Raw genomic sequence first — 19,121 nt, 5'->3', positions numbered from 1 at the left:
AAGTCGCGCCGTGTCCAAACGATCTCGGGAGAAAAATATGAGCCTTTCCTACCGTTGGGTCATCGTCGCGGCTGGCGCCATGATGACCTGTGTCGCCCTCGGGGCGATGTTCTCGCTGGCGATCTTCCTCGAACCGATGACGCTCGACACAGATTGGTCACGCGCCGGCATATCGAGCGCGATGACGCTGAACTTCCTGGTGATGGGCCTCGGCGGCTTCGCCTGGGGCGCCATTTACGACCGCTACGGCGCCCGCATCGTGGTGATGACAGGTGCGTTGCTGCTCGGTCTGGCGCTGGTGCTGGCCAGCCGCACCGGCTCGCTGCTTGTCTTTCAGATCACCTATGGCGTGCTTGTCGGCCTCGCGGCAAGCGCCTTCTTCGCCCCGATGATCGCGCTGACCACGGCCTGGTTCGACAAGAACCGCAGCCTTGCCGTTTCCCTGGTTTCGGCCGGCATGGGCGTGGCACCAATGACCATCTCGCCCTTCGCGCGCTGGCTGATCTCGGCCTATGACTGGCGCACCGCCATGTTGGTCATCGGCGTCGCGGCGTGGGCGCTTCTGGTGCCGGCCGCATTGCTGGTGCGCCAGCCGCCCAAGCCTGCCGTTGACGACGCCACCTCCGACCTTGCCGCCAACGATACCGGCATGTCGGTTCGCCAAGCGCTGCGCTCGCCGCAATTCATCGTTCTGGCACTGACCTTCTTTGCCTGCTGCGCGGCGCATTCCGGGCCAATCTTCCACATGGTGAGCTATGCGATGCTGTGCGGCATAGCGCCAATGGCGGCGGTCAGCATCTACAGCATCGAGGGCCTGGCGGGGCTGGGCGGCAGGCTTCTATACGGCGTGCTTGCCGACCGGCTAGGGGTCAAGCCGGTGCTGATTACCGGTCTGGCGATACAGTCCGTGGTGATCGCAGCCTATCTCGCCGTCAGTGAGCTTGGTCAATTCTACACGCTCGCCGTCATCTTCGGCGCCACCTATGGCGGCGTGATGCCGCTCTATGCGGTGCTGGCGCGCGAATATTTCGGCCAGCGCATCCTCGGCACAGTGTTTGGTGCCGTAACCATGCTGTCCAGCATCGGCATGGCCTTCGGCCCGCTCGCCGGCGGCATGGTGTTCGATGCCTATGCCAGCTATTCCTGGCTGTTCATCGGGTCGGCCCTTGTCGGACTCGGCGCGGTGGCGGTGGCGATCGCCTTCCCGCGGCTGCCGCGCAGCGAGTTGCAACCGGCGTAGGTTGGTGGAGAGAGGACGCAGGGGTCGAAAGTGAACATCGCTACGTCAGCTTTTGACCCCAGTCGCGAGGCGTTCATTGGCGGTGATAGGAGCCGGGTCAAGACTGTGCAGTACCCATCTTCCTTAATTAGCAATCGATCATGCTGCGGCGCAGCGCGTTCATGCCGGCAAGCCGACGTTCGGACGAAAACCGTCAAAAACGGGCGAATGAACGGTTTTTTCGCGTATTTTTGCGCACACCTCACGCGACTATTTCAATTGCGTTAAGATTTTGTGTTTGCGGGGCAGCATTTTTTTCCTATCCTCGCCGCAGGGCTTTGCGCATTCGATTGCGTGAAGAACTGGCGTGAGGACCCCAAAAATGCAGCAGGCAAAGCGAGTCTTGGTGACGGGGGGCGCAGGTTTTCTGGGATCGTTCTTATGCGAGCGGTTGCTTACTGAAGGCCACGAGGTTGTATGCGTCGACAATTTCTTCACAGGAAGTCGGAGAAACGTCTCGCATTTGCTCGACAACAGATCCTTTGAGATCATTCGCCACGACGTGACATTTCCGCTCTACATAGAAGTTGATGAAATATACAACCTTGCTTGCCCGGCAAGCCCGGTTCACTATCAGTTCGATCCGGTCCAGACGACAAAGACCAACGTCCATGGGGCGATCAATATGCTGGGCCTCGCCAAGCGGGTTCGCGCAAAGATCCTTCAGGCGTCCACGTCTGAAGTCTACGGCGATCCCGAGATTCACCCGCAGACCGAGGACTATTGGGGCAGGGTAAACCCGATAGGTCCCCGTTCCTGTTACGACGAAGGCAAGCGGTGTGCCGAAACCCTGTTTTTCGACTATTGGCGGCAGCACAGGCTGCGGATCAAGGTAGCGCGTATCTTCAACACTTACGGTCCTAGGATGCGTCCGGACGACGGCCGCGTCATTTCCAACTTCATCATGCAGGCACTGCGAAACAAGCCGATAACCGTGTACGGCACCGGCCAGCAGACACGCTCATTTTGCTACGTCAATGATCTCATCGACGGTCTGGTTCGCCTCATGCACACGGCCGACGATGTTACCGGTCCAATCAATCTCGGCAATCCGGTCGAATTCACGATGCTCGAACTTGCCAATCTCGTGATCGAACTTACCGGAAGCCGATCCAAGATCAGGTTTTTACCCTTGCCGGTCGATGACCCAAGGCAGCGACAGCCTGATATCGGGTGTGCCTTGCGCGAGCTCAATTGGAAGCCAAGAATCGCATTGCGCGACGGTCTCGCCATGACCATTGCCTATTTCGAAGACTTGGTCTCATCGGGATATGCTCGGTCCGCTGCAGCCGAATGAAAACAGTCTTGGTCACTGGCGGGGCGGGCTATATCGGCTCACACTGTTGCAAGGCATTCGCCGAATCCGGTTGGTCGGTCGTTGCGTATGACAACCTCTCGCGCGGCTGGCGCGACGCGGTCAAATGGGGACCGCTTGTCGAGGGCGATATTTGCGATGTTGCAGCGGTGGCAGCAGCGCTGCACCAGTATCGGCCGGATTTGGTGGCGCATTTCGCCGCTTACGCCTATGTCGGCGAGTCCGTCGAGCGCCCGGAACTCTACTACCGAAATAACAGTTTTGGGACGCTGGTCTTGCTCGAGGAAATGCTGAAGATCGGCGTCGACAAGCTGATCTTGTCGAGCACCTGCGCGTCTTACGGCGTTCCGATTCGTTCTCCGATTGACGAAACGCATCCGCAGTCGCCTATCAATCCCTATGGATGGTCGAAATTCATCGTAGAACGAATGGTGGACAATCTTTCGGATGCCCATGGCCTAAACGCGGTTGTGCTCCGGTATTTCAACGCGGCCGGATGTGATCCCAACGGCGAGATCGGTGAGCGGCATGAACCGGAAACACATGTCATTCCGCTCGCTATCGAGGCGGCGGTTAGGTCGGGCCGGATTTTTACCATTAATGGCACCGACTTCGACACAAGGGACGGAACCGCGGTGCGGGACTATGTCCACGTCACCGATCTCGCCCGTGCGCATGTTCTGGCAGGGGAGAAGCTTCTGCGCGATCCGGGCGTCCACGTCTACAATCTCGGCACCGGAACCGGAACGACGGTGAGCGAGTTGGTCGATGCGGTGAGCCGGGCTTCGGGAACGCGCCTTCCTGTGGCCTACGGTCCGCGCAGGGCAGGTGACCCGCCTGCGCTTGTAGCCGCGGCCGGCAAGGCGGCCCGGGAACTCGGCTGGATGCCTGAGCAATCCGGAATCGACCGGATCGTCGAAACGGCGCTGGCCTGGTATCGCCGCCGGTTGTGACGATCTTTTTTGCGAAAGAGCCCTACCGCCTGGTCAACAAGCAACCGAGAGCGGCGGCGACTGCGGCGAGTGGGAAATTTCCTCCATTCGTCTTCGCGGTGCCTGACCGAGGTGTTCCCGCAAGCCCGGATTGTCCTTCAGTCTTTGCAGGGCGCGCGCGATTGATTTCAGCGTTGCGGTCGCGCGGTCGACGAATTGAACTACATCGAAGATTCATTCGCCAGGACGTCACTCCACGCGCCTTCAATCCAGCTTAAGCAACTGGGCAGAATGCGACAGTCGCACAATCCCGTGCTCTTTCAGATATGGCCAATAGGAGTCATTGACTGTTGCTGCAACAACGTCGAACGTTAGCAAGTTCTCGCTTGCGAGGTCCGGGTCATCCTCTCCCCACGCATAGAGAGCCGCTCCAGCGGTATAAGTGCCTGGCAACAATCCCAACGATCGCACGCTGAATACGACCTTGGCCTTCCCAACTATGTCAAATTGGCCAACACCTTCCGCGAGGCTTTCGAGCACAGAGATCAAGTTGCCTTCCTGATCAAAAATCTGGATATGAACCACGCTTCGGTGAAACGAATTCCTCGCGCCCAGCTTCAGCACAAAATCGTAATCGCCACCAAACTTGAGTTGGCTGCATCGCTCGCGCGTACCCGGATACACAATAGCGACCTGCATCCAGAGGTCTTCATCGCCAACGCGCTCGGAACCGTTGCTGCTCGAGGCGGTGTTCGACAGGTACGCATCGATGATCGATGATGCCTCGCCAAAATCCTTCAGAAGGCCGCGGTCCAGATAAATCGCTTTTGTGCAATGCTGCCGAACCATGGCCATGTTGTGGCTCACGAACAGCACGGTCCGACCTTCCCCCGCGACGTTCTTCATCGTGCCGATACATTTCCTTTGAAATTCAGCATCGCCGACAGCAAGCACCTCGTCGACGACGAGAATCTCCGGCTCCAGATGAGCAGCGATCGCGAAGGCAAGCCGAACATACATGCCGGACGAATAGCGCTTGACCGGCGTTTCGAGAAAGCTGCCGATATCGGCAAATTTGATGATCCGGTCTAGCTTACGCGTGATCTCGGCCTTACTCATGCCGAGGATCGCGCCGTTGAGGTAGATGTTCTCGATCCCGTCGAGATCCGGATGGAATCCGGCCCCTACCTCCAGCAAGCTTCCGATCCGGCCTCGCATCACTGCCTCACCCTCATCCGGAGCCGTGATCGAGGTCAAAACCTTGAGCAGCGTGGTCTTTCCCGAGCCGTTGCGTCCGATGATACCGCACACGGTGCCAGTCGGAACGGAAAAAGTGATGTTCTTGATGGCGAAAAATTCGTTGAGGGAAGCTTTGGCTTCCCGCGAGCGCAAACGCGCGACAAGTTGTTCGACCTCCTCACGCAATGAGCGCACGCCGATCGCGCCGCGCCGGTAGCGCTTGGAAAGTCCTCGAACCTCAACGGCTGGCAATTCTGTCATCGATCTCAAGCCGTAACATTTGCGGTTCGACCGCCGGGTTGATCCGCGGTCAGCCCGTCCTTCACGACGCGCGCCGTGACAACGATAGGATAGGCGGTATCCCGGACGTCGAGCTTCTGGTCAGAAACTTCTTCCTTGGCGAGTCCCTGAAGAAAACAAACTGCCGCAAAGACGTTGCCGTGGGTTTCGAGCGCCATGTTCGCCGTGCTGAAGGATTTCGCAAGCAACTTCGCCAACGCCGCCTGCGTCAATGACCAGAACCACGTGCTGCCCCACTCGCCGCGATCGACCGCGGTGATGCCAGGAACAGTTAGCAGCAGCACGCCCCCGGGCTTGAGCGCTTCGGCCAGTGCAGCGACCGCGGCCGACATGTCGAAGATCAGATGAAGTGTTTGCGTGAGGATGATGCAGTCGAAGGCGTTTGACGGCAGCACTCCGGGCTGCGACAGGTCGCCTATGATGGTCGCGTTTGGATCATCGGGATCAACATGCAGCACGTCGCTCTTGACGACATGAGCACCGCCAAAATGCATCGTGTAGCTGTTGTCGCCGATTTCCAGCACACGGCCATGTATGTCGGCCGCATTCAATTGTAGGAAATTCTCGATATAATACCGATCTATTGGCTTGCCGCGATCATATCCAAATGAGTGGCTCATCGGCATCGTGCGTGCGAAATCCCCAAACCGCACCGAACCGACGCGCGGAGCCCGCCAATCAGCGCCGGAAGCTCCGAGCAGCCGTTGCACAAGCCTGCCGACCTTGCGCTTTATCCTAAATGCCGCCGTTTGCAGCGTGATTGGCGGCGACATCTGCAAAGCCTGCCGCAGCATGCGAATCGCTTTGGCGGGTTCGGCGCGGATCGCGCGCAAGGCCTCAGTAGTCAACTCTCCGGTATAGTAGGTCTTCCAGAACCGCCTACCATCGCGGACTGCAAGACGCACGTCGTCGTCAACCGGACCTGCCAACTGCTTGTCAAGCACCGACAATGCTGCAGCGAGCATCATCGATCGATTGTTCGACATGTTGTCGCCGTGGATGCGATATTCGGCGACGACATCGTCGTGCGTTACGATCGAACCGCGCCGGGCTATCCGCAAGAACAGCTCATAGTCTTCGCAGGATCGCATTGAAACGTCGAACCCGCCCATGGCCGCGAGCGTCTCCCGCCGATAAACCACGGTCGCATGCATCGCAATGAAGTTTCCCGTCCGCAGTAACTGAAGATAAGGATCTTCAGTAAGCGCGACGTGATGCTTGTCTGACTCGATCGCACCGCTTCCATTGATGAAGCGATGAGCTCCGTAAGCGAGAACCGCATCTGGATGCGCAACCAGCATTCGCACGCCCGTCTCAATGGCATTCGGAAGGAGACGATCATCCGCGTCCAGAAAGGTGATGTAATCGGATCTGGAAGCCGCCAGTCCGGTGTTTCGGGCGGCCGCGAGCCCGCAATTGTCCTGCCTGATCAGGCGCACGCCTGGATGACGCTCGACAACCGATGCCGGATTGTCGGTGGATCCGTCGTCGACGACAATAATTTCATCCATCGGCCGGCTTTGACGAAGACAGCTCTGAATGGCTTCCTCGAGAAAGCGAGTGTGGTTGTAAGTTGTTATGACGACTGCGAGCATGAAACAGCCAAATTCTCCTTAGCTTCGCAGGGAGGCAACGGGCTGGTGTTCGTTGCCAGAAATCGAACGCGACCGTAGGCCCCACAAACAGAATTTTGGCACAGAAATGATGGACACTCGTTAGTTTTAGCACGTCGCCCCCAGCGAGGCGATGCGACTTGTCATTCACGTAATACGGTATCGTTAATATCAGACATCTCAGGTTCGGTCGCGATCCAATCCGCGCCACCGGTCCCGCCCACTACTTCCGTGCTCTCGTCAGCAGCCTGAACACCTTCGACAGGATGCGGCGTGGCGTCAGCCGCCGAGCGAACCGGCGTCCGGCTTCAATGGCGAGGTCAAACCTATCACGAAGTGTCAGGGGCCGACGCTGGGCCGGATAGCGCGCAAATGCGAAGCGGAGCGCCCGCTGCAACTCCGGCGTCATCAATCCCGAGGCCGACGCATGCATCTCAACCCATTCGAGGAAGCCGATGCGAGCAGCATGCGGGCGCAGTCGATCATAGATGCCGGAAGCAGTCGCCTTGGCCGATGTCGAATCGAGGTGCTGCCTGTATCGGCCGGTGGGCGTGGATGTCACGAATACCGGATAGCGCAACAGCAGCTTCACTAGAAGGGTCTGGTCTTCGTAGAGCTCGAACGCCTCATCGAAGCCGCCCACCGCTACCAAAGCTTCGCGATGAACCATGATCGAGCAGATGCACGGCACATGAGCCCGCTGGCGCACGATGACCTGGTCGAGCAGGTCGGGCGGCATGTGCAGACGGCCCGATTGGCGTGGCATCGAGTCGGTCCAGTTCCTGTGCGGCTCATCGGGGAACCACCACAGGGTCGGTCCATAAAGGACCTTGGCGCGAGGATGCGCATCGAAGATCGCAAGTTCCGTCTCGAATTTTTCCGGCTCAAATATATCGTCGCCATCCAGGAACGTGAAGAACATGCCCGACGCGGCCGCGATTCCGGCATTGCGCGCCGCGGCGGCGCCGCGACGCTGGCCGTTCGATCGAATGAAACGGATTCGCGGATCGCCGGTTGCCGCAGCCACCGCGATTGCAACGCTCCCGTCGAATGATCCGTCGTCAATGAGAAGCATTTCCCAGTCGGTGAAGGTTTGCGCGCGCACGCTTTCGATCGCGTCCGGAAGAAACCGCTCGACATTGAGGAAAGGCGTGATGACGGAGATCAATGGCATCGGCGTCGTGCCCATTGTACAGAATGCGCGGCGGCCGACGAAGGGCGACCTTCACTCTCTACGGGGCCGCAAGGGTTGTCATTTCTCTTCACAGCATGTCCATGGCCGTTCGTTCGACGCGTTGAAAGATCACGACGCCGATGAACAGCACGACCGAGGTCGTGACAAGCGCTGCAGCGATTTGTGGCGCACCGACCGCCGAAGTGCCGAAGAAGCACCAGCGCCATTCATCAATTATGACAGCGAGAGGATTCAGAAATCCGGTCAGCGTCCGGTACTGCTCGGGAATAGCCGAAAAAGGAAAGATGATCGGCGTCACGAACAGCCAGATCTGAATGAGGAACGGAGTCATATGCGCTGTATCGCGGTACTTCGCGGTTGACGCTCCTAGACAAAGCCCAACAGCCAACGAGAATGCCGCGATCTGGATGATCACCAGCGGAAAGAACGCGAGGCGCCACGACAACCCGTCCACTTTTCCTGTCAGCTGGTACCAGAGCAAGAAGGCCAATGCGACGCCAAGCTGGATCGCCAGGGCCACACTGTTCGACAGCAGCGACGACACGGGAACGACGAGTCGCGGGAAGTAGATCTTGCTGAAAAGATGACCGTTAGCAATGAAGACCTGGCTCGCGGTGGAGACGACTTGGGAAAAATACGACCACAGCACCAGCGCTGTCAGATAAAAGATTGGCGCGGGATGGCCACCGGTTGAAATGCCCGCGATACCGCTGATCACGGTGGTCAAGGCTGCGGTAAGCGCCAGGGGCTGCAGGATCAGCCAAGCCGGACCAAGCAAGGTCTGCTTGTAGCGGACTTTGATGTCGCGCATCGCGAACAGGAGCAGCAGATCGCGATAGCGCCACAGGTGCCAGACATCGAGGTCAAACCAGCCGCGTCGAGGAGTGATAATGGTAGTCTGCTGTGCGTTCATCAGAACAGATGATCCTCGATTTTTCGCAAGAATTCGTCCCCTGACCAGTTGCCGACATACAATCGAGGTAAACGCAGCACGTCTGCCTCGGGCGCAACGCACCCGGCGCGCGTCGTGCATGCGAACTCAAATCCCGCTTCCCTGACGGCAGATACCGACAGAGCGTCATGGTCTCCGAATGGATATGCAAAAGAGAGGACGCGCTTCCCGGTCATTTGCTCACAGGCCGAACGGCCGTCGACGATCTCGCGAAGCTGGGTCGCGAAGGAATGGGCCGGAAGCGTGGGATGACTGACAGTATGACCGCCGATCGTGATCAGGTCGTCACTGATGTCACCAACCTCCGCGGGAGTCATAATACAGTGCTCTGGCCTGGCGTCGAGGCCAACGCCCGCCCATTTCGCAATGTCTTCGACGTGTGCGTTCTGACGCTCATACGGCAGCGTTCGGAGCGCCGACCACACCTCCCGGTAGACTTTGTCACGGCCGGCCTGATCCACCATCTTCGGGATAAGCCAGTGATGCCTGCCTCCCTCGATCGTGATGTCGAGTTGGTCAGGCAGCTCAGGCGTCTCAAGACAGATGCGCGTGAGCGCATCCCACCAGAATTCTCTGCCGCTTCCGATTGCTCCCGTCGCAACAAACAGCGTCATCGGGCAGTCGTGACGCTGCAGGATAGGGCGAGCGTTGCTGTAGACGTCGTGATAGCCGTCGTCAAACGTGACAACCGCAAGCGGTTTGCCTGGCTTTCCCTGTGCGATGACATCGAACAGCTCATGCAAATGCACCACCCGCCGGCTCCGCGTCAGCGCTTCGATTTGTTCGTCGAACCTCGCCGGATGGACGGCTAGGCTCCACGGATCGACGGCGATATCTGCAACGCGATGGTACATCAGTATGATGGGAGCACGGCGCAGGCGTCGACGCCGCACCAGCCGACGAAGCTGCAGGAGAACGCGCGGGATCACCATCGTTCTCCCGCCGCAGGAAACGTAAAAACCACGGTCACGTCCGATCGCGGATGCCATCCCGATCGGCAGAAACGCGATACATGTGAGTGTTCAAGCATATAGCTGATGGCAATAAGACCATGAGGCCACGGGCACGGATGTGAGCGAAATGAGGAAGCATGAAGGCATCCACGAGTTTCGGCGGATTGAAACCAGCATATTAGCACATGTCGCCGCCGTAAGTGCGAATACCGGGCGAATTCTCAGATGTTGAAGTAGCCGGTAGGGACAGGCGGCTTGATACCATCCCGTTCGAGCATGCTAGTATTTAGGCCGGTGGCATTCATCCTTCATCAAAAGCAGGTTTTTTTCGATATGCAACCCGCAGTTTCCGTCATCATTCCTGCCTACAACGCGGAAAAGACCATCCGACACACCCTTCAGTCGGCCGCCTCGCAAACTTTCAACCAGCTGGAGATCATAGTGGTCGATGACGGGTCGACCGACCGGACCGCTGAGATCGTCGAGGCGTTTGCAACCAGTGATCCGCGTATTTCTCTTCTGAGACAGCAGAACCAAGGGGTTGCTGTCGCCAGAAACCTGGCAATTCATGCGGCGAAGGGTGAGTTTATAGCGCCACTTGATGCGGATGATGTGTGGCACCCGACAAAGCTGGAAAAGCAGCACAGCCTCTTTCAGTCGCGGCCGTCTCTCGGCCTTGTCTACGCATGGTATCGGGTCATCGATGATGATGATTGGGTGGTCGAATGCTCCCCGCCAACTCTCGCTCGCGGGGACGTTCACAACTGGGTGCTGGTCGAGAATTTTATCGGCAATGCAAGTTCACCGCTAATCAGGCGATCGGTTCTTATGGCAACCGGGGGATACGACCCGTCGCTCAGAGCCGCAGGCGCCCAAGGAGCCGAAGACTTGCAGATGCAGCTCAACATTGCCGCGATCTGCGATTATGATGTCGTTCCCGAGTATCTGATTGGTTACCGGCGATCACTATCTTCTATGTCGACCAGGTATGTCGTCATGCTGACATCGCACCGGATCGTCCTTGAAACAGTCCGCACGCGACATCCCAAGCTAGCTTCTTTCTTGTTTCGTTGGTCCGATGGCGTGGCTTCAGCGTATTATGGCAGCGAAGCCGCGCGCACGTCGCCAGGCGCGGCCATCGCTCCGCTTGTCCACGCAACACGGATCGATCCGGCCGCGCTGTTTCATGTCTTCGCAAAGCCGTCCGCACAAGACCTGTGGCGGCGGCTGTGTCGCTTTGTACCAAGAATGCTTGCCGTTAAACAGCGCATAGTTCCGACCTCGCCGCATTCCATCTGTACCTCAGAGCGTTTCTTCGACGCCGATCCGACCTTCATCTGCCAGCCATTTCCTCCGGAGTGGCTTCGAAGGCGAGTCCAGATGGCCCTCAAGACGCCAACGCCGCGCCAGCTTCGCGAGTCAGGTCCGAGGAGTATTGATCCGTCCGCTCTCGTCGAAGACGGCGCTTAAGGTCTCAAACACGAGGTGCCGGCACCCCTGATCTGAGACCGGCTGAAATGACAGGTGCTAAGCGACTGCTAAGGGACGCCCCGCCTAGAAAGCGCAATCTCGGCAGACAGCAGAAAACTGACGTGATATTCGAAGCCTGCGCATCCGCAAGTACGGACGCGATCGTCGCGGCTGGCATCGACATTCGACGGGCAGGTCCTGTGGTGCGCGCTGAAATCATAGAGCACTTTTAAGCCTCGCTTCGCCGAGGCTTTTTTCATGGAGCAAGCCTGATGGCCCGACCTGCAACTGCCGCCGTTCGACTTCTGACCGGCGAACGCGAACCCGTGCGTCTGGCGACCACAGCCAACATCCTCCTTCATGGCCTGAAAACCATCGACGGCGTGCCATGCGAGGTTGGCGACCGCGTGCTGGTCAAGGAACCAGTCCGACCCGACGAAGAACGGGATCTACACGGTGAGCGAAGGCGAATGGCTTCGCGCCGCCGATGCCCGCACCGCCCGCACCTTGCAGAACGGAACGACGGTCCACACCCAGATAGGGACAGTCAATGCCGACCGGGTGTTTCAGTTTACGGCCGACGAGCCGGTCGTGGGCACCGACGCCATCGCCATTATCCCGTTTGTGTCGCCCGACATTTCAGACGTTGTCGATGAGGCGGAAGCGCTGCGCGATGAAACGAAGGTGCTAAAGGATGCCACTGAGGCCAGTGCCGGCCACGCAGCTGCCAGCGCCTCCACCTCCGCCGCCAATGCCGGACAAACCGCCGCCGATGTCGTAGCAACCGCGGCCAATCTGGCCAGCGCCCAGGCGGCGCGCGACGCGTCCCTGTATGGCAAGGGCATCTTCCCGACGATCGTGGCGGCGGTCGGCTTTGGTATCGTTGGTAGCGGTGCGCTCGTGGGCGGTGCTGGCGGGACTGATGGGACATTCGATCTCGCCATTACTGGCGGTGTTGGCTCTGGCGCTGCCGGTCGGTTCATCGTCGCTGGCTGCGTAGTCACTATGATCCTCATCACGGCGTCGGGTTCCTATACCACCGCGCCTGCTTTTAGCTTTGGCGCGTCAGCCGGCCTCGCTGGTACCAGCGTCCCACCGGTTCTTGCCCGGAATGTTGAGGTTGGTGAATACTTTTGGACCGAAATCGGCGCCGGTATCCTCGGAATGGACAACGTAGTGGCGGGGCCGGTTGCCATCGACACGGGCGTTCGTCAGCGGCGGAAGTCATCGCCTTGATCGGATCGCGGACGGTGGGTCCGGTTGCCATTACCGGCTCGGTCGGCAGCACGGCTATCACTAACACTTCTGTCTATTACTGGCCGGGGTTTCTGTCCGCGATAGATGAAAATCTGTCGAGCGTAGAGCTCGGTTTCGGTGTGACAGCCGGGACCATTCATGTCGTCTTTGCCCACGTCGAGGGCGACGGCACGCTGAGTCTCGTCTCTGAACAAACCATCCTTGCGGTTGCCGGCCCGTCCTCCGTCAACTCGGGGCTCTCGATCCTGAAACCGGCCGGCAGTGTCATGGGCCTCCAGCGCACCGGCTCCGGCACCTGGTACTATACGGCGGGGGCCATTCCGAACGGCGAAGCCGAGTGGTTCACGGCGGCGGTTCCTACGTCGAACACCGCCAAGACCATTGGTTTTACCAATGGCCCGCAATGGAAGGCAACTTTCACGGGCGAAATCGGCGTCAAGGCGCGTGCTGCCTATGTTACCGCAAACGAACTGGCTGATATTGTCGGATCAGAGCAGGTTGTTGGCTGGCCGTCATTGGTCAACACAGGCACGAATACCCCGTCGAACTACAGCGTTGTCATGCAAACGCCAGCGCCGTCCGATGGGTACATTACCGAAGTTAATGCCGGGGCAAGCGGTTCCGGCTGTCATTGGGCGCTGGCCAGCAACGGCCCCGCACACTGGTTCAATCGCGTCACGCAGTTCGCAAATGTCGTTATTGCTGACGATGAACCGGGCATGACGGCGCTGCGGCCAAGCTCTACCTACACGCCCGCCTTCTATGGCGTCACGACCAGCGGAACCGTCTCGACGGGAACGCGCGGGCCGCTCGGCGAAAGCATCATCCTTGCGGATGGTGCGTCCCTGGCGTTCACGGGCGCCTATGAACAGGTCGACGTCCACCACACCCAGGACGCCGGTCAAGGCTCGCTCGCCTTCGCCTTCAACGGCGGCGCGGCCTACAAGACTGTGAACGCTGCCGGTGCTCTGGCACTCGATCAATATTCCGGCCCGTCCCTGACAGGGCAGGCAGCGAGCCGAAAGCTATACCCTCACGGTCGCAGGCGGACCTGTGGAGATCACCGGGCTTATCCGTCTCGGCATAAAGGCGACCGGCTCGCGCCCGCGTCTGCGGACGCCGCGCGCCGCGCACGGAAGCTATACATTCGCGTCCTTCAACGCGCCGCGCCTTGCTTCTGCGGTCGCACAATGCGGCTATGCTGGCGGCAAGATCGTGCCGGTCCTCGCCCTGGGCATCAACGACAGCTTTGGCACGCCGCCGGCGACGATTTCAACGAACATCACGTCGATCATCAACACGCTGGAAGCGGCCCTGGCGCCCCGCATCATCGTAATGCCGCCAACGCCCCCGTCCTCGTCTTGGGATGGCAGCTATACGGGCGGCCGAACATACGACGCAGCGCTTGGCGCGATCCGCCAAACCTACCGGTCGCGCAATGTGCCGACGATCCCGATCGACGGGTTCGATTACATCAACTCGGGGGCCTATCAAGAAGGCCTGCACTTCAACGACGCCGGCCACGACGGCAATGCGTTGCGCTTCATCGAATACGTCGCGGAAAGGGGATAAGGCCACATTCGCTATTCAGTGCAAGGGTAAAGTGATCGCGACGCTTGAAGAGGGCGAGGAATGGGTGATCGTCGGAAAGAAGATCCTAACAGTTCAATGACCCGAACTTATTGTCGAGGAATCACAGTGCCTACGGACGATGCCGAAGGCTCGTCGAAGTGTGGCTGGGAGGCGCCTAGTCCGCACTGGACGCGGTTCGCGCACTATGGCACGGTTGGCTTGGCGGGGGTGATCCTTAGGAGGATTTCTCTATGGCGGACGCCGGCAGCATTATAGCGATCTATGATGATTACTACGCAGATGGCAAAGTAGCCGCGAAACGCGAAATTGCTTCGCAGCAATCAGTCGGCCATATAGAAGCGATCCTCCCGGGGGAGACCTTCGAAAAGGTCCTTGATATCGGGGCCGGTGAAGGGGCTGTGCTGGACAAGCTCAACAAACGAATCTGGCAAAGACACTCGGGGCCGACGAGATTTCCACCTCGGGTATTGAGGCCATCAAGGCACGGAAAATCCCTAGTCGGAAGAGCTCGATGTTTTTTTGGCTTCCACATTTGGCACTCCGACAAGTCGTTCGACCTGGATTGGCCATCCACGTCGTCGAGCACGAAGGGATGTTTTTGATGGAGGCGGCGAGGGTCTGCAAGAAGCTCTACATCGAGGTGCCGCTGGAGCATACGCGAAATCTCACCAAGGCGATCCGCACGTCCGGACCCTATGGGCACATCAATTTTTATACTCCTCAGACGTTCGAAAATCTGCTCAAAACGTCCGGCCTCAAGGTCGACAGGCTGATGACGTTTGCTCACGATCTCGCTTATGAGCAGCACCTGGCCGGCCCGTCAAAGGGTTGGTTGAAATACAAGCTGCGAACCGAATTTCTCAGGTTCGCGCCCAAGACTGCGCTGCGGAACATGGCGTACATGGCCGGAGCGCTCTGCAGCACTAAGTAGTCGATTCTGAGAGGTCGCGGACCCTTTTGGCCGGAACGCCGGCAACGACCGTGAAGGGCTCTACGTCCTTCGTGACGACAGACGCCGCGCCAACGACCGCGCCCTTGCCGATCGTGACGCCTTTCAGGATTGTCACGCCAAAGCCGATCCAGACATTCTCCTCGATCGTGACCGGCGCGATGCCGACATCCGACCAGTTCTTTTTGCCCTGATGCCAGTCCGCGACGTCGTTGGCTCGCTGCTTCCAATCCAGCGAATGCGAGTTGTGGTCAACGATCGTCGTACCCCAGGAAATAACGACGTCATCGCCGATCCTGATGTGCTCGGCGGCGACTAGGTGGCTCTTGCCGATGAAGCAACGGCGGCCGATCGTGATTTGGGCTGCTGACCGGTCAAACGAGAAACGGCAGTTGATGATACCGTCCTCGCCGATCGAGTGATGGCCACGGCGGGCAGTGTGGACGCTCTGAATGGCCATCTTCGTGCCGGCGCCGACATTGACGCCCGCTAGGCGTTGCAGAAAGGGCGGCACAAAAGGCATGTCAGTGTGTTCCGTATCGTGTCTGTTGCTGCCTCTCGGCGATAACCTGCGATCCGTCGCAGACAATGAGGTTGTGGTATTTGCGCACAAAGCACCTTCAATGCTGCCCGCGCGTCGTGCTCGTCGTCGGTTTCCACCATTGGCGCAGGGATGCGCCGACCATCGATCGCTTGGAACCGGAAAGCGCTGATGGTTTATCCCACCGGCAGGTCAGTTCGCATTGTCAGGGGCAGATCCGTTGGGCCGCCCATCATTTGCGGCAAGCATCTCCGCTTTGCAAGCGTGATCGTGAGGTTGTTCACGCGGTAATTCGTTTGGCTCGACACGCCCCCGGGCACAGCCTGTGCAAGTAGCATTTCGTCGACCGTAGATAGGTTTGTACCGAGCGATCTTGTGAGTCGAGAATTTCGGCGGCGGCTGGCTGGCTTGCGCGTCCAAAAGACACGCCGTAGCCCGCGCAGGCGAATGCCGCAAAGACTGCAAAGACTAATGACGGCTGTCTTGCGGCTTGTCGTGAGGCTGGCTGTTCGACTACCAGACAAAATAGAGCGAACCAATCTTCATGACTGGCACGCGGCGCTCGCGTTCGCGCACCCGCAATTCGCGATAGCCGCCCGGTTTTGATACGCACTGCCATCGGTTCAACTCCCGCCGTGCAACGCAACGATGATGTGCAATGCAGCAAGTAGAGAACTTCCCCAAGGGATGTGCGAGTTTTGACTGTTTCCGGAAGGAAGCGCAGGCGCCTGATGACGTTCAGGGCGTCAAGGCGTTGCCCGGGATTGGTCAGGATCGTCCGGTGCACCCGGCGGGTTATCTAGAGGACGCTGGCGGTTCGACCACCAGGTGAAATAGACCGAACCGATCTTGACGACAGGGATGCGGCGGGCGCGCTCGCGCTCGCGCAACTCCCGATACACCTTCACCTTCAAGGTGCCGCCCGGCAACTTGATACGAACCGCCATCAGCCCAACCCCATTGTGCAGCGCAGCAATTAGAGAGCTTCCGCGGCGGAAGAGTCAACAGCCGCTCATGGACTATTTCTGGGGCTATCTTCTGGGCCTGTCTCCAGAAGGGTCGGGGCGCAGGCTCTGGTTCATCATTTTGGCGGGGGCCTGGACGGACGATCCGACATGCTGCTCGGCCACCAGACGATGAAGTAATTTCCGACCTGCCAGACCGGAACTTCGCGCTTCTGTTCGCGGCGGCGCAGCTCGTCCCTCGTCTTGATCTTCAAAGTCCCGCCCGGTAGTCTGATCCTTATTGTCACGTCCGCACCCTGTGTCCCACAAGGTACGAACGGTTCATGGGAGCAGTTTCATCCCGGCTAAGCAATTTCGGTTCAGGTGGCGACGCGGACGGAGTTGTTCTCAAATGGTCAACACCCTCACTTGAAGAAATCCGCCATGCCCCGGATGGCCAGGAACGCATAGAGGATCGGCCCGGCGACCAGCCCGCAATAGAGGCACAGGATCGCTGCCAGCGCCACAAGCAAGGGCTTATCGCGACCGACCGCGCATAGCTCGGCCTTCAGCGTCCAGCGCGCCGTTCCTTCATCTTGCGACATGGGCCGCTGTCCTCCCGATCTCCGCTCCTCTTGGGGCTCATTTCACACAGTCGGTTGCAAACATCAACCTGCCCGCGACCTGGGCGGAAAGGACAAGACCATGGATACCACGTTCAAGGGTGCCGCCAGGCGCCTGGACGACCTCGATCTGCCAAAACTTGGCGCCAGAATCGGCGTCGGCGAGGATGAGATCCACGCCTTTCTCGAGGTCGAGACCAGCGGGCATGGCTTCGACGCCCATGGCCGGCCGATCATCCTGTTCGAGCCGCATGTCTTTTCCGCAACCTGTCGGGGGCGAAGCGTGCGCAAGCAGTCGCGGCCGGACTTGCCTATGTCAGGTGGGGCGAAAAGCCTTATCCCCGGGACAGCTATCCGCGCCTGAAAGCGGCTATCGCGATCGACGAGACGGCGGCGCTCAGATCGGCGTCGTGGGGCCTCGGCCAGGTTCTCGGCGAGAATTTCAAGGCGGCCGGCTTCCCCACCGTGCAGGCCATGGTCGAAGCCATGATGGAGGACGAGGCGCTGCAGCTGGCGGCGGCGGTCAATTTCATCGCCGCCAACCGGCTCGACGACAAATTGCGCAAGCATGATTGGGCCGGCTTTGCCAAGGGTTATAACGGCGCATCCTTTGGGAAAAACGCCTACGATATCAGGCTTGCCGACGCGTTCCGCAAATGGTCTGGGATCAAGGACACGCCGTGGCCGCCCGCTGCCCCAGCACAGCCTCCAGCGCCTGTTCCGATCCCGCAGGCTCCGCAGCTGAACGGTTCCCCGACTTCGGAGGCAGAGCCGGGCAGGGCTGGAGTCCGGCCCGGGCCGTTGCCCGGATTCTGGGCCGCGGTCCTGGCTCCGTTGGTCGCCGCTATCCTCTCCTTGTTTCGAAAGGCCCCCTCTTTGTTTCGAAAGGCAAAGCCATGACGTGGTTCAATACCAATGCCGCGCACAATCTGATCAATGTGCTGATCCTGCTGCTTACCGGCCTGGTCGGCTTCGACTGGACGATGTTCGGCATCGACGCGGCCCTGGCGCTCAAGATCACCGGGGTGCTGACCCTGCTCAAGATCCTGATGAATGTCGTCCGCGACGGCGTCGCCGGCCTCGTCAGAAGACAGCCCGCCGTGGAGGGCAATTGAGATGTGGGTGCTTTCCATGCTGAGCGCGCTCGCCGGCAACAAGGCGATCATGGCGATCTTCGCAGCACTCGTCGGCGGCATCGGCCTGTTTGTCGCCGGCGGCATCAGCCGGGCCAGGAAGGATACGGCCAGGCGAGCGGCGGAAAACTCGCCGCGGCGCAGGATCGCCTCGAAATGGACCGCGAGGCGACCGATGTCGAACGCGCGGCGCGCGACCTGCCGGACGAAGCCGCACGGCGGGAGGCGATGCGATGGGCAAGGCACTGACGATCGGTCTGCTGCTCGGGGGCCTGCTGCTCGCCGGATGCACAACGCCGGTTTCGCCCGCGCGCCAGGTCTGGTGCGACCACAATCAGGCGCGGCGTCCATCCGCCCTCGTCGTCGCCGCCATGTCGCGGGCCGAGCTCGACGAGGTGAATGCCTACAACGGGAAGGGCGCCAGATGGTGCGGGTGGAGGCCGTGATGATACAGGAGTTTCTCGATGCTCTCGGCATCAAGGCGCCGGTGGTGGTCGCCGGCCTTTCCGGCGGCATTCTGCGGGCCTTGTCGCGCCACCGCTACAAGGTTCGCGAGATGGTGGCGTCGCCGATCTGCAGCGCGCTGGCGGCGGCCTACCTGACGCTTCCCGTGGTGCACTACATCCGCGCCGGCCTGCCGATTCCGTCGCCTGACGACGACACCACGACGCTGGCCGCGGCGTTCCTCATCGGCGTCTCGGCGATGTGGATTTCGGACATCGTCTTCGAGGTGGTGGTGAGGCGGTTCAAGCCGGAGAAGGAGGAGTGAGATCGCGCCTGTCTTATTGCGCCGCAGTAACAGCCTCTTGCGGGAGACCCGGGTGAAGGTGCGG

Annotated in this window: 20 protein-coding genes; 12 read left to right on the top strand and 8 right to left on the bottom strand. The window is 59.7% G+C overall.

Annotated elements, in window-relative coordinates; all coding sequences use genetic code 11:
- The first annotated feature begins 37 nt into the window (after positions 1-37).
- The 3 genes from ACWTU7_RS24240 to galE all read left to right on the top strand — a co-directional run bounded on the left by ACWTU7_RS24240 (position 38) and on the right by galE (position 3,547).
- A complete protein-coding gene (locus ACWTU7_RS24240) occupies positions 38-1,240 on the top strand; it encodes an MFS transporter (RefSeq protein ID WP_287093660.1) in 1,203 nt (400 codons plus the stop codon).
- A gap of 361 nt (positions 1,241-1,601) precedes the next feature.
- Complete coding sequence (locus ACWTU7_RS24235) at positions 1,602-2,576, top strand: UDP-glucuronic acid decarboxylase family protein (RefSeq protein WP_455840576.1); 975 nt, start codon at positions 1,602-1,604, stop codon at positions 2,574-2,576.
- Positions 2,573-3,547, top strand: coding sequence for a UDP-glucose 4-epimerase GalE (gene galE / locus ACWTU7_RS24230; RefSeq protein WP_455840577.1), 975 nt, complete (start codon positions 2,573-2,575; stop codon positions 3,545-3,547). The genes ACWTU7_RS24235 and galE overlap by 4 nt, the downstream gene beginning before the upstream one ends.
- Before the next feature lie 243 nt (positions 3,548-3,790).
- Here galE and ACWTU7_RS24225 read toward each other — a convergent pair whose 3' ends face one another.
- From ACWTU7_RS24225 to ACWTU7_RS24205, 5 genes are all read right to left on the bottom strand, one after another.
- The gene (locus ACWTU7_RS24225; protein WP_455840578.1) at positions 3,791-5,026 is read right to left on the bottom strand and encodes an ABC transporter ATP-binding protein; all 1,236 of its coding nucleotides are present in this window, start codon (positions 5,024-5,026) and stop codon (positions 3,791-3,793) included.
- A gap of 5 nt (positions 5,027-5,031) precedes the next feature.
- Positions 5,032-6,660 (bottom strand): glycosyltransferase family 2 protein, encoded by a 1,629-nt coding sequence (locus ACWTU7_RS24220; protein WP_455840579.1) that lies wholly within the window; start codon positions 6,658-6,660, stop codon positions 5,032-5,034.
- A gap of 241 nt (positions 6,661-6,901) precedes the next feature.
- The gene (locus ACWTU7_RS24215) at positions 6,902-7,852 is read right to left on the bottom strand and encodes a glycosyltransferase family 2 protein (RefSeq protein WP_166487892.1); all 951 of its coding nucleotides are present in this window, start codon (positions 7,850-7,852) and stop codon (positions 6,902-6,904) included.
- An 88-nt stretch (positions 7,853-7,940) separates the two neighbouring features.
- Entirely contained in the window at positions 7,941-8,786 is an 846-nt protein-coding gene (locus ACWTU7_RS24210; protein ID WP_455840580.1) for an ABC transporter permease, read from the bottom strand.
- A complete protein-coding gene (locus ACWTU7_RS24205) occupies positions 8,786-9,814 on the bottom strand; it encodes a polysaccharide deacetylase family protein (protein ID WP_455840581.1) in 1,029 nt (342 codons plus the stop codon). The genes ACWTU7_RS24210 and ACWTU7_RS24205 overlap by 1 nt, the downstream gene beginning before the upstream one ends.
- Before the next feature lie 258 nt (positions 9,815-10,072).
- Between ACWTU7_RS24205 and ACWTU7_RS24200 the strand changes: the two genes are divergently transcribed.
- The 4 genes from ACWTU7_RS24200 to ACWTU7_RS24185 all read left to right on the top strand — a co-directional run bounded on the left by ACWTU7_RS24200 (position 10,073) and on the right by ACWTU7_RS24185 (position 15,029).
- On the top strand, positions 10,073-11,248 hold the full coding sequence (locus tag ACWTU7_RS24200; RefSeq protein WP_455840582.1) for a glycosyltransferase family 2 protein: 1,176 nt from the start codon (positions 10,073-10,075) through the stop codon (positions 11,246-11,248).
- 456 nt (positions 11,249-11,704) lie between these two features.
- Entirely contained in the window at positions 11,705-12,484 is a 780-nt protein-coding gene (locus ACWTU7_RS24195; RefSeq protein WP_455840583.1) for a hypothetical protein, read from the top strand.
- Between the two features lie 1,074 nt (positions 12,485-13,558).
- Positions 13,559-14,077, top strand: a complete 519-nt coding sequence (locus tag ACWTU7_RS24190; RefSeq protein WP_455846549.1) for an SGNH/GDSL hydrolase family protein — start codon at positions 13,559-13,561, stop codon at positions 14,075-14,077.
- Between the two features lie 583 nt (positions 14,078-14,660).
- Positions 14,661-15,029 carry a hypothetical protein gene (locus ACWTU7_RS24185; protein ID WP_455840584.1) on the top strand — a complete coding sequence of 123 codons (369 nt, stop codon included), beginning with the start codon at positions 14,661-14,663 and terminating at the stop codon, positions 15,027-15,029.
- Here ACWTU7_RS24185 and ACWTU7_RS24180 read toward each other — a convergent pair.
- The 3 genes from ACWTU7_RS24180 to ACWTU7_RS24170 all read right to left on the bottom strand — a co-directional run bounded on the left by ACWTU7_RS24180 (position 15,022) and on the right by ACWTU7_RS24170 (position 17,137).
- A complete protein-coding gene (locus ACWTU7_RS24180) occupies positions 15,022-15,570 on the bottom strand; it encodes an acyltransferase (RefSeq protein WP_455840585.1) in 549 nt (182 codons plus the stop codon). The two genes, ACWTU7_RS24185 and ACWTU7_RS24180, sit on opposite strands and share 8 nt — an antisense overlap.
- A 764-nt stretch (positions 15,571-16,334) precedes the next feature.
- Positions 16,335-16,535, bottom strand: coding sequence for a hypothetical protein (locus ACWTU7_RS24175; RefSeq protein WP_455840586.1), 201 nt, complete (start codon positions 16,533-16,535; stop codon positions 16,335-16,337).
- A gap of 422 nt (positions 16,536-16,957) precedes the next feature.
- Complete coding sequence (locus tag ACWTU7_RS24170; protein ID WP_455840587.1) at positions 16,958-17,137, bottom strand: hypothetical protein; 180 nt, start codon at positions 17,135-17,137, stop codon at positions 16,958-16,960.
- A 100-nt stretch (positions 17,138-17,237) separates the two neighbouring features.
- Here ACWTU7_RS24170 and ACWTU7_RS24165 point away from each other — a divergent pair, with 100 nt between their 5' ends.
- The 5 genes from ACWTU7_RS24165 (at position 17,238) to ACWTU7_RS24145 (ending at position 19,057) form a co-directional block, all read left to right on the top strand.
- Positions 17,238-17,519: an N-acetylmuramidase domain-containing protein gene (locus ACWTU7_RS24165; protein ID WP_455840588.1), complete on the top strand. Its 282-nt coding sequence runs from the start codon at positions 17,238-17,240 to the stop codon at positions 17,517-17,519.
- Positions 17,423-18,055 (top strand): N-acetylmuramidase domain-containing protein, encoded by a 633-nt coding sequence (locus tag ACWTU7_RS24160; RefSeq protein WP_455846550.1) that lies wholly within the window; start codon positions 17,423-17,425, stop codon positions 18,053-18,055. The genes ACWTU7_RS24165 and ACWTU7_RS24160 overlap by 97 nt, the downstream gene beginning before the upstream one ends.
- Complete coding sequence (locus ACWTU7_RS24155) at positions 18,052-18,270, top strand: hypothetical protein (RefSeq protein ID WP_029351719.1); 219 nt, start codon at positions 18,052-18,054, stop codon at positions 18,268-18,270. The genes ACWTU7_RS24160 and ACWTU7_RS24155 overlap by 4 nt, the downstream gene beginning before the upstream one ends.
- Before the next feature lie 251 nt (positions 18,271-18,521).
- Positions 18,522-18,734 (top strand): hypothetical protein, encoded by a 213-nt coding sequence (locus tag ACWTU7_RS24150; protein ID WP_455840589.1) that lies wholly within the window; start codon positions 18,522-18,524, stop codon positions 18,732-18,734.
- Positions 18,713-19,057: a hypothetical protein gene (locus ACWTU7_RS24145; RefSeq protein ID WP_455840590.1), complete on the top strand. Its 345-nt coding sequence runs from the start codon at positions 18,713-18,715 to the stop codon at positions 19,055-19,057. Before ACWTU7_RS24150 ends, ACWTU7_RS24145 begins: the two co-directional genes overlap by 22 nt.
- Positions 19,058-19,121 lie beyond the last annotated feature (64 nt).

Source organism: Mesorhizobium sp. BHscii, from assembly GCF_053848065.1.
Note: the sequence above shows the minus strand (reverse complement) of the source record. Positions and strands in the feature narration are given on the sequence as shown.

What these genes read in the sequence shown, in the direction of transcription:
- ACWTU7_RS24210 (WP_455840580.1), bottom strand. Translation starts at nt 8,786, where the DNA reads ATGAACGCACAGCAGACTACCATTATCACTCCTCGACGCGGCTGGTTT.
- ACWTU7_RS24180 (WP_455840585.1), bottom strand. Translation starts at nt 15,570, where the DNA reads ATGCCTTTTGTGCCGCCCTTTCTGCAACGCCTAGCGGGCGTCAATGTC.
- ACWTU7_RS24155 (WP_029351719.1), top strand. Translation starts at nt 18,052, where the DNA reads ATGACGTGGTTCAATACCAATGCCGCGCACAATCTGATCAATGTGCTG.
- ACWTU7_RS24145 (WP_455840590.1), top strand. Translation starts at nt 18,713, where the DNA reads ATGGTGCGGGTGGAGGCCGTGATGATACAGGAGTTTCTCGATGCTCTC.
- ACWTU7_RS24235 (WP_455840576.1), top strand. Translation starts at nt 1,602, where the DNA reads ATGCAGCAGGCAAAGCGAGTCTTGGTGACGGGGGGCGCAGGTTTTCTG.
- ACWTU7_RS24220 (WP_455840579.1), bottom strand. Translation starts at nt 6,660, where the DNA reads ATGCTCGCAGTCGTCATAACAACTTACAACCACACTCGCTTTCTCGAG.
- ACWTU7_RS24240 (WP_287093660.1), top strand. Translation starts at nt 38, where the DNA reads ATGAGCCTTTCCTACCGTTGGGTCATCGTCGCGGCTGGCGCCATGATG.
- ACWTU7_RS24170 (WP_455840587.1), bottom strand. Translation starts at nt 17,137, where the DNA reads ATGTCGCAAGATGAAGGAACGGCGCGCTGGACGCTGAAGGCCGAGCTA.
- ACWTU7_RS24225 (WP_455840578.1), bottom strand. Translation starts at nt 5,026, where the DNA reads ATGACAGAATTGCCAGCCGTTGAGGTTCGAGGACTTTCCAAGCGCTAC.
- ACWTU7_RS24150 (WP_455840589.1), top strand. Translation starts at nt 18,522, where the DNA reads ATGGGCAAGGCACTGACGATCGGTCTGCTGCTCGGGGGCCTGCTGCTC.
- ACWTU7_RS24165 (WP_455840588.1), top strand. Translation starts at nt 17,238, where the DNA reads ATGGATACCACGTTCAAGGGTGCCGCCAGGCGCCTGGACGACCTCGAT.
- ACWTU7_RS24205 (WP_455840581.1), bottom strand. Translation starts at nt 9,814, where the DNA reads ATGGCATCCGCGATCGGACGTGACCGTGGTTTTTACGTTTCCTGCGGC.
- ACWTU7_RS24215 (WP_166487892.1), bottom strand. Translation starts at nt 7,852, where the DNA reads ATGCCATTGATCTCCGTCATCACGCCTTTCCTCAATGTCGAGCGGTTT.
- ACWTU7_RS24175 (WP_455840586.1), bottom strand. Translation starts at nt 16,535, where the DNA reads ATGGCGGTTCGTATCAAGTTGCCGGGCGGCACCTTGAAGGTGAAGGTG.
- galE (WP_455840577.1), top strand. Translation starts at nt 2,573, where the DNA reads ATGAAAACAGTCTTGGTCACTGGCGGGGCGGGCTATATCGGCTCACAC.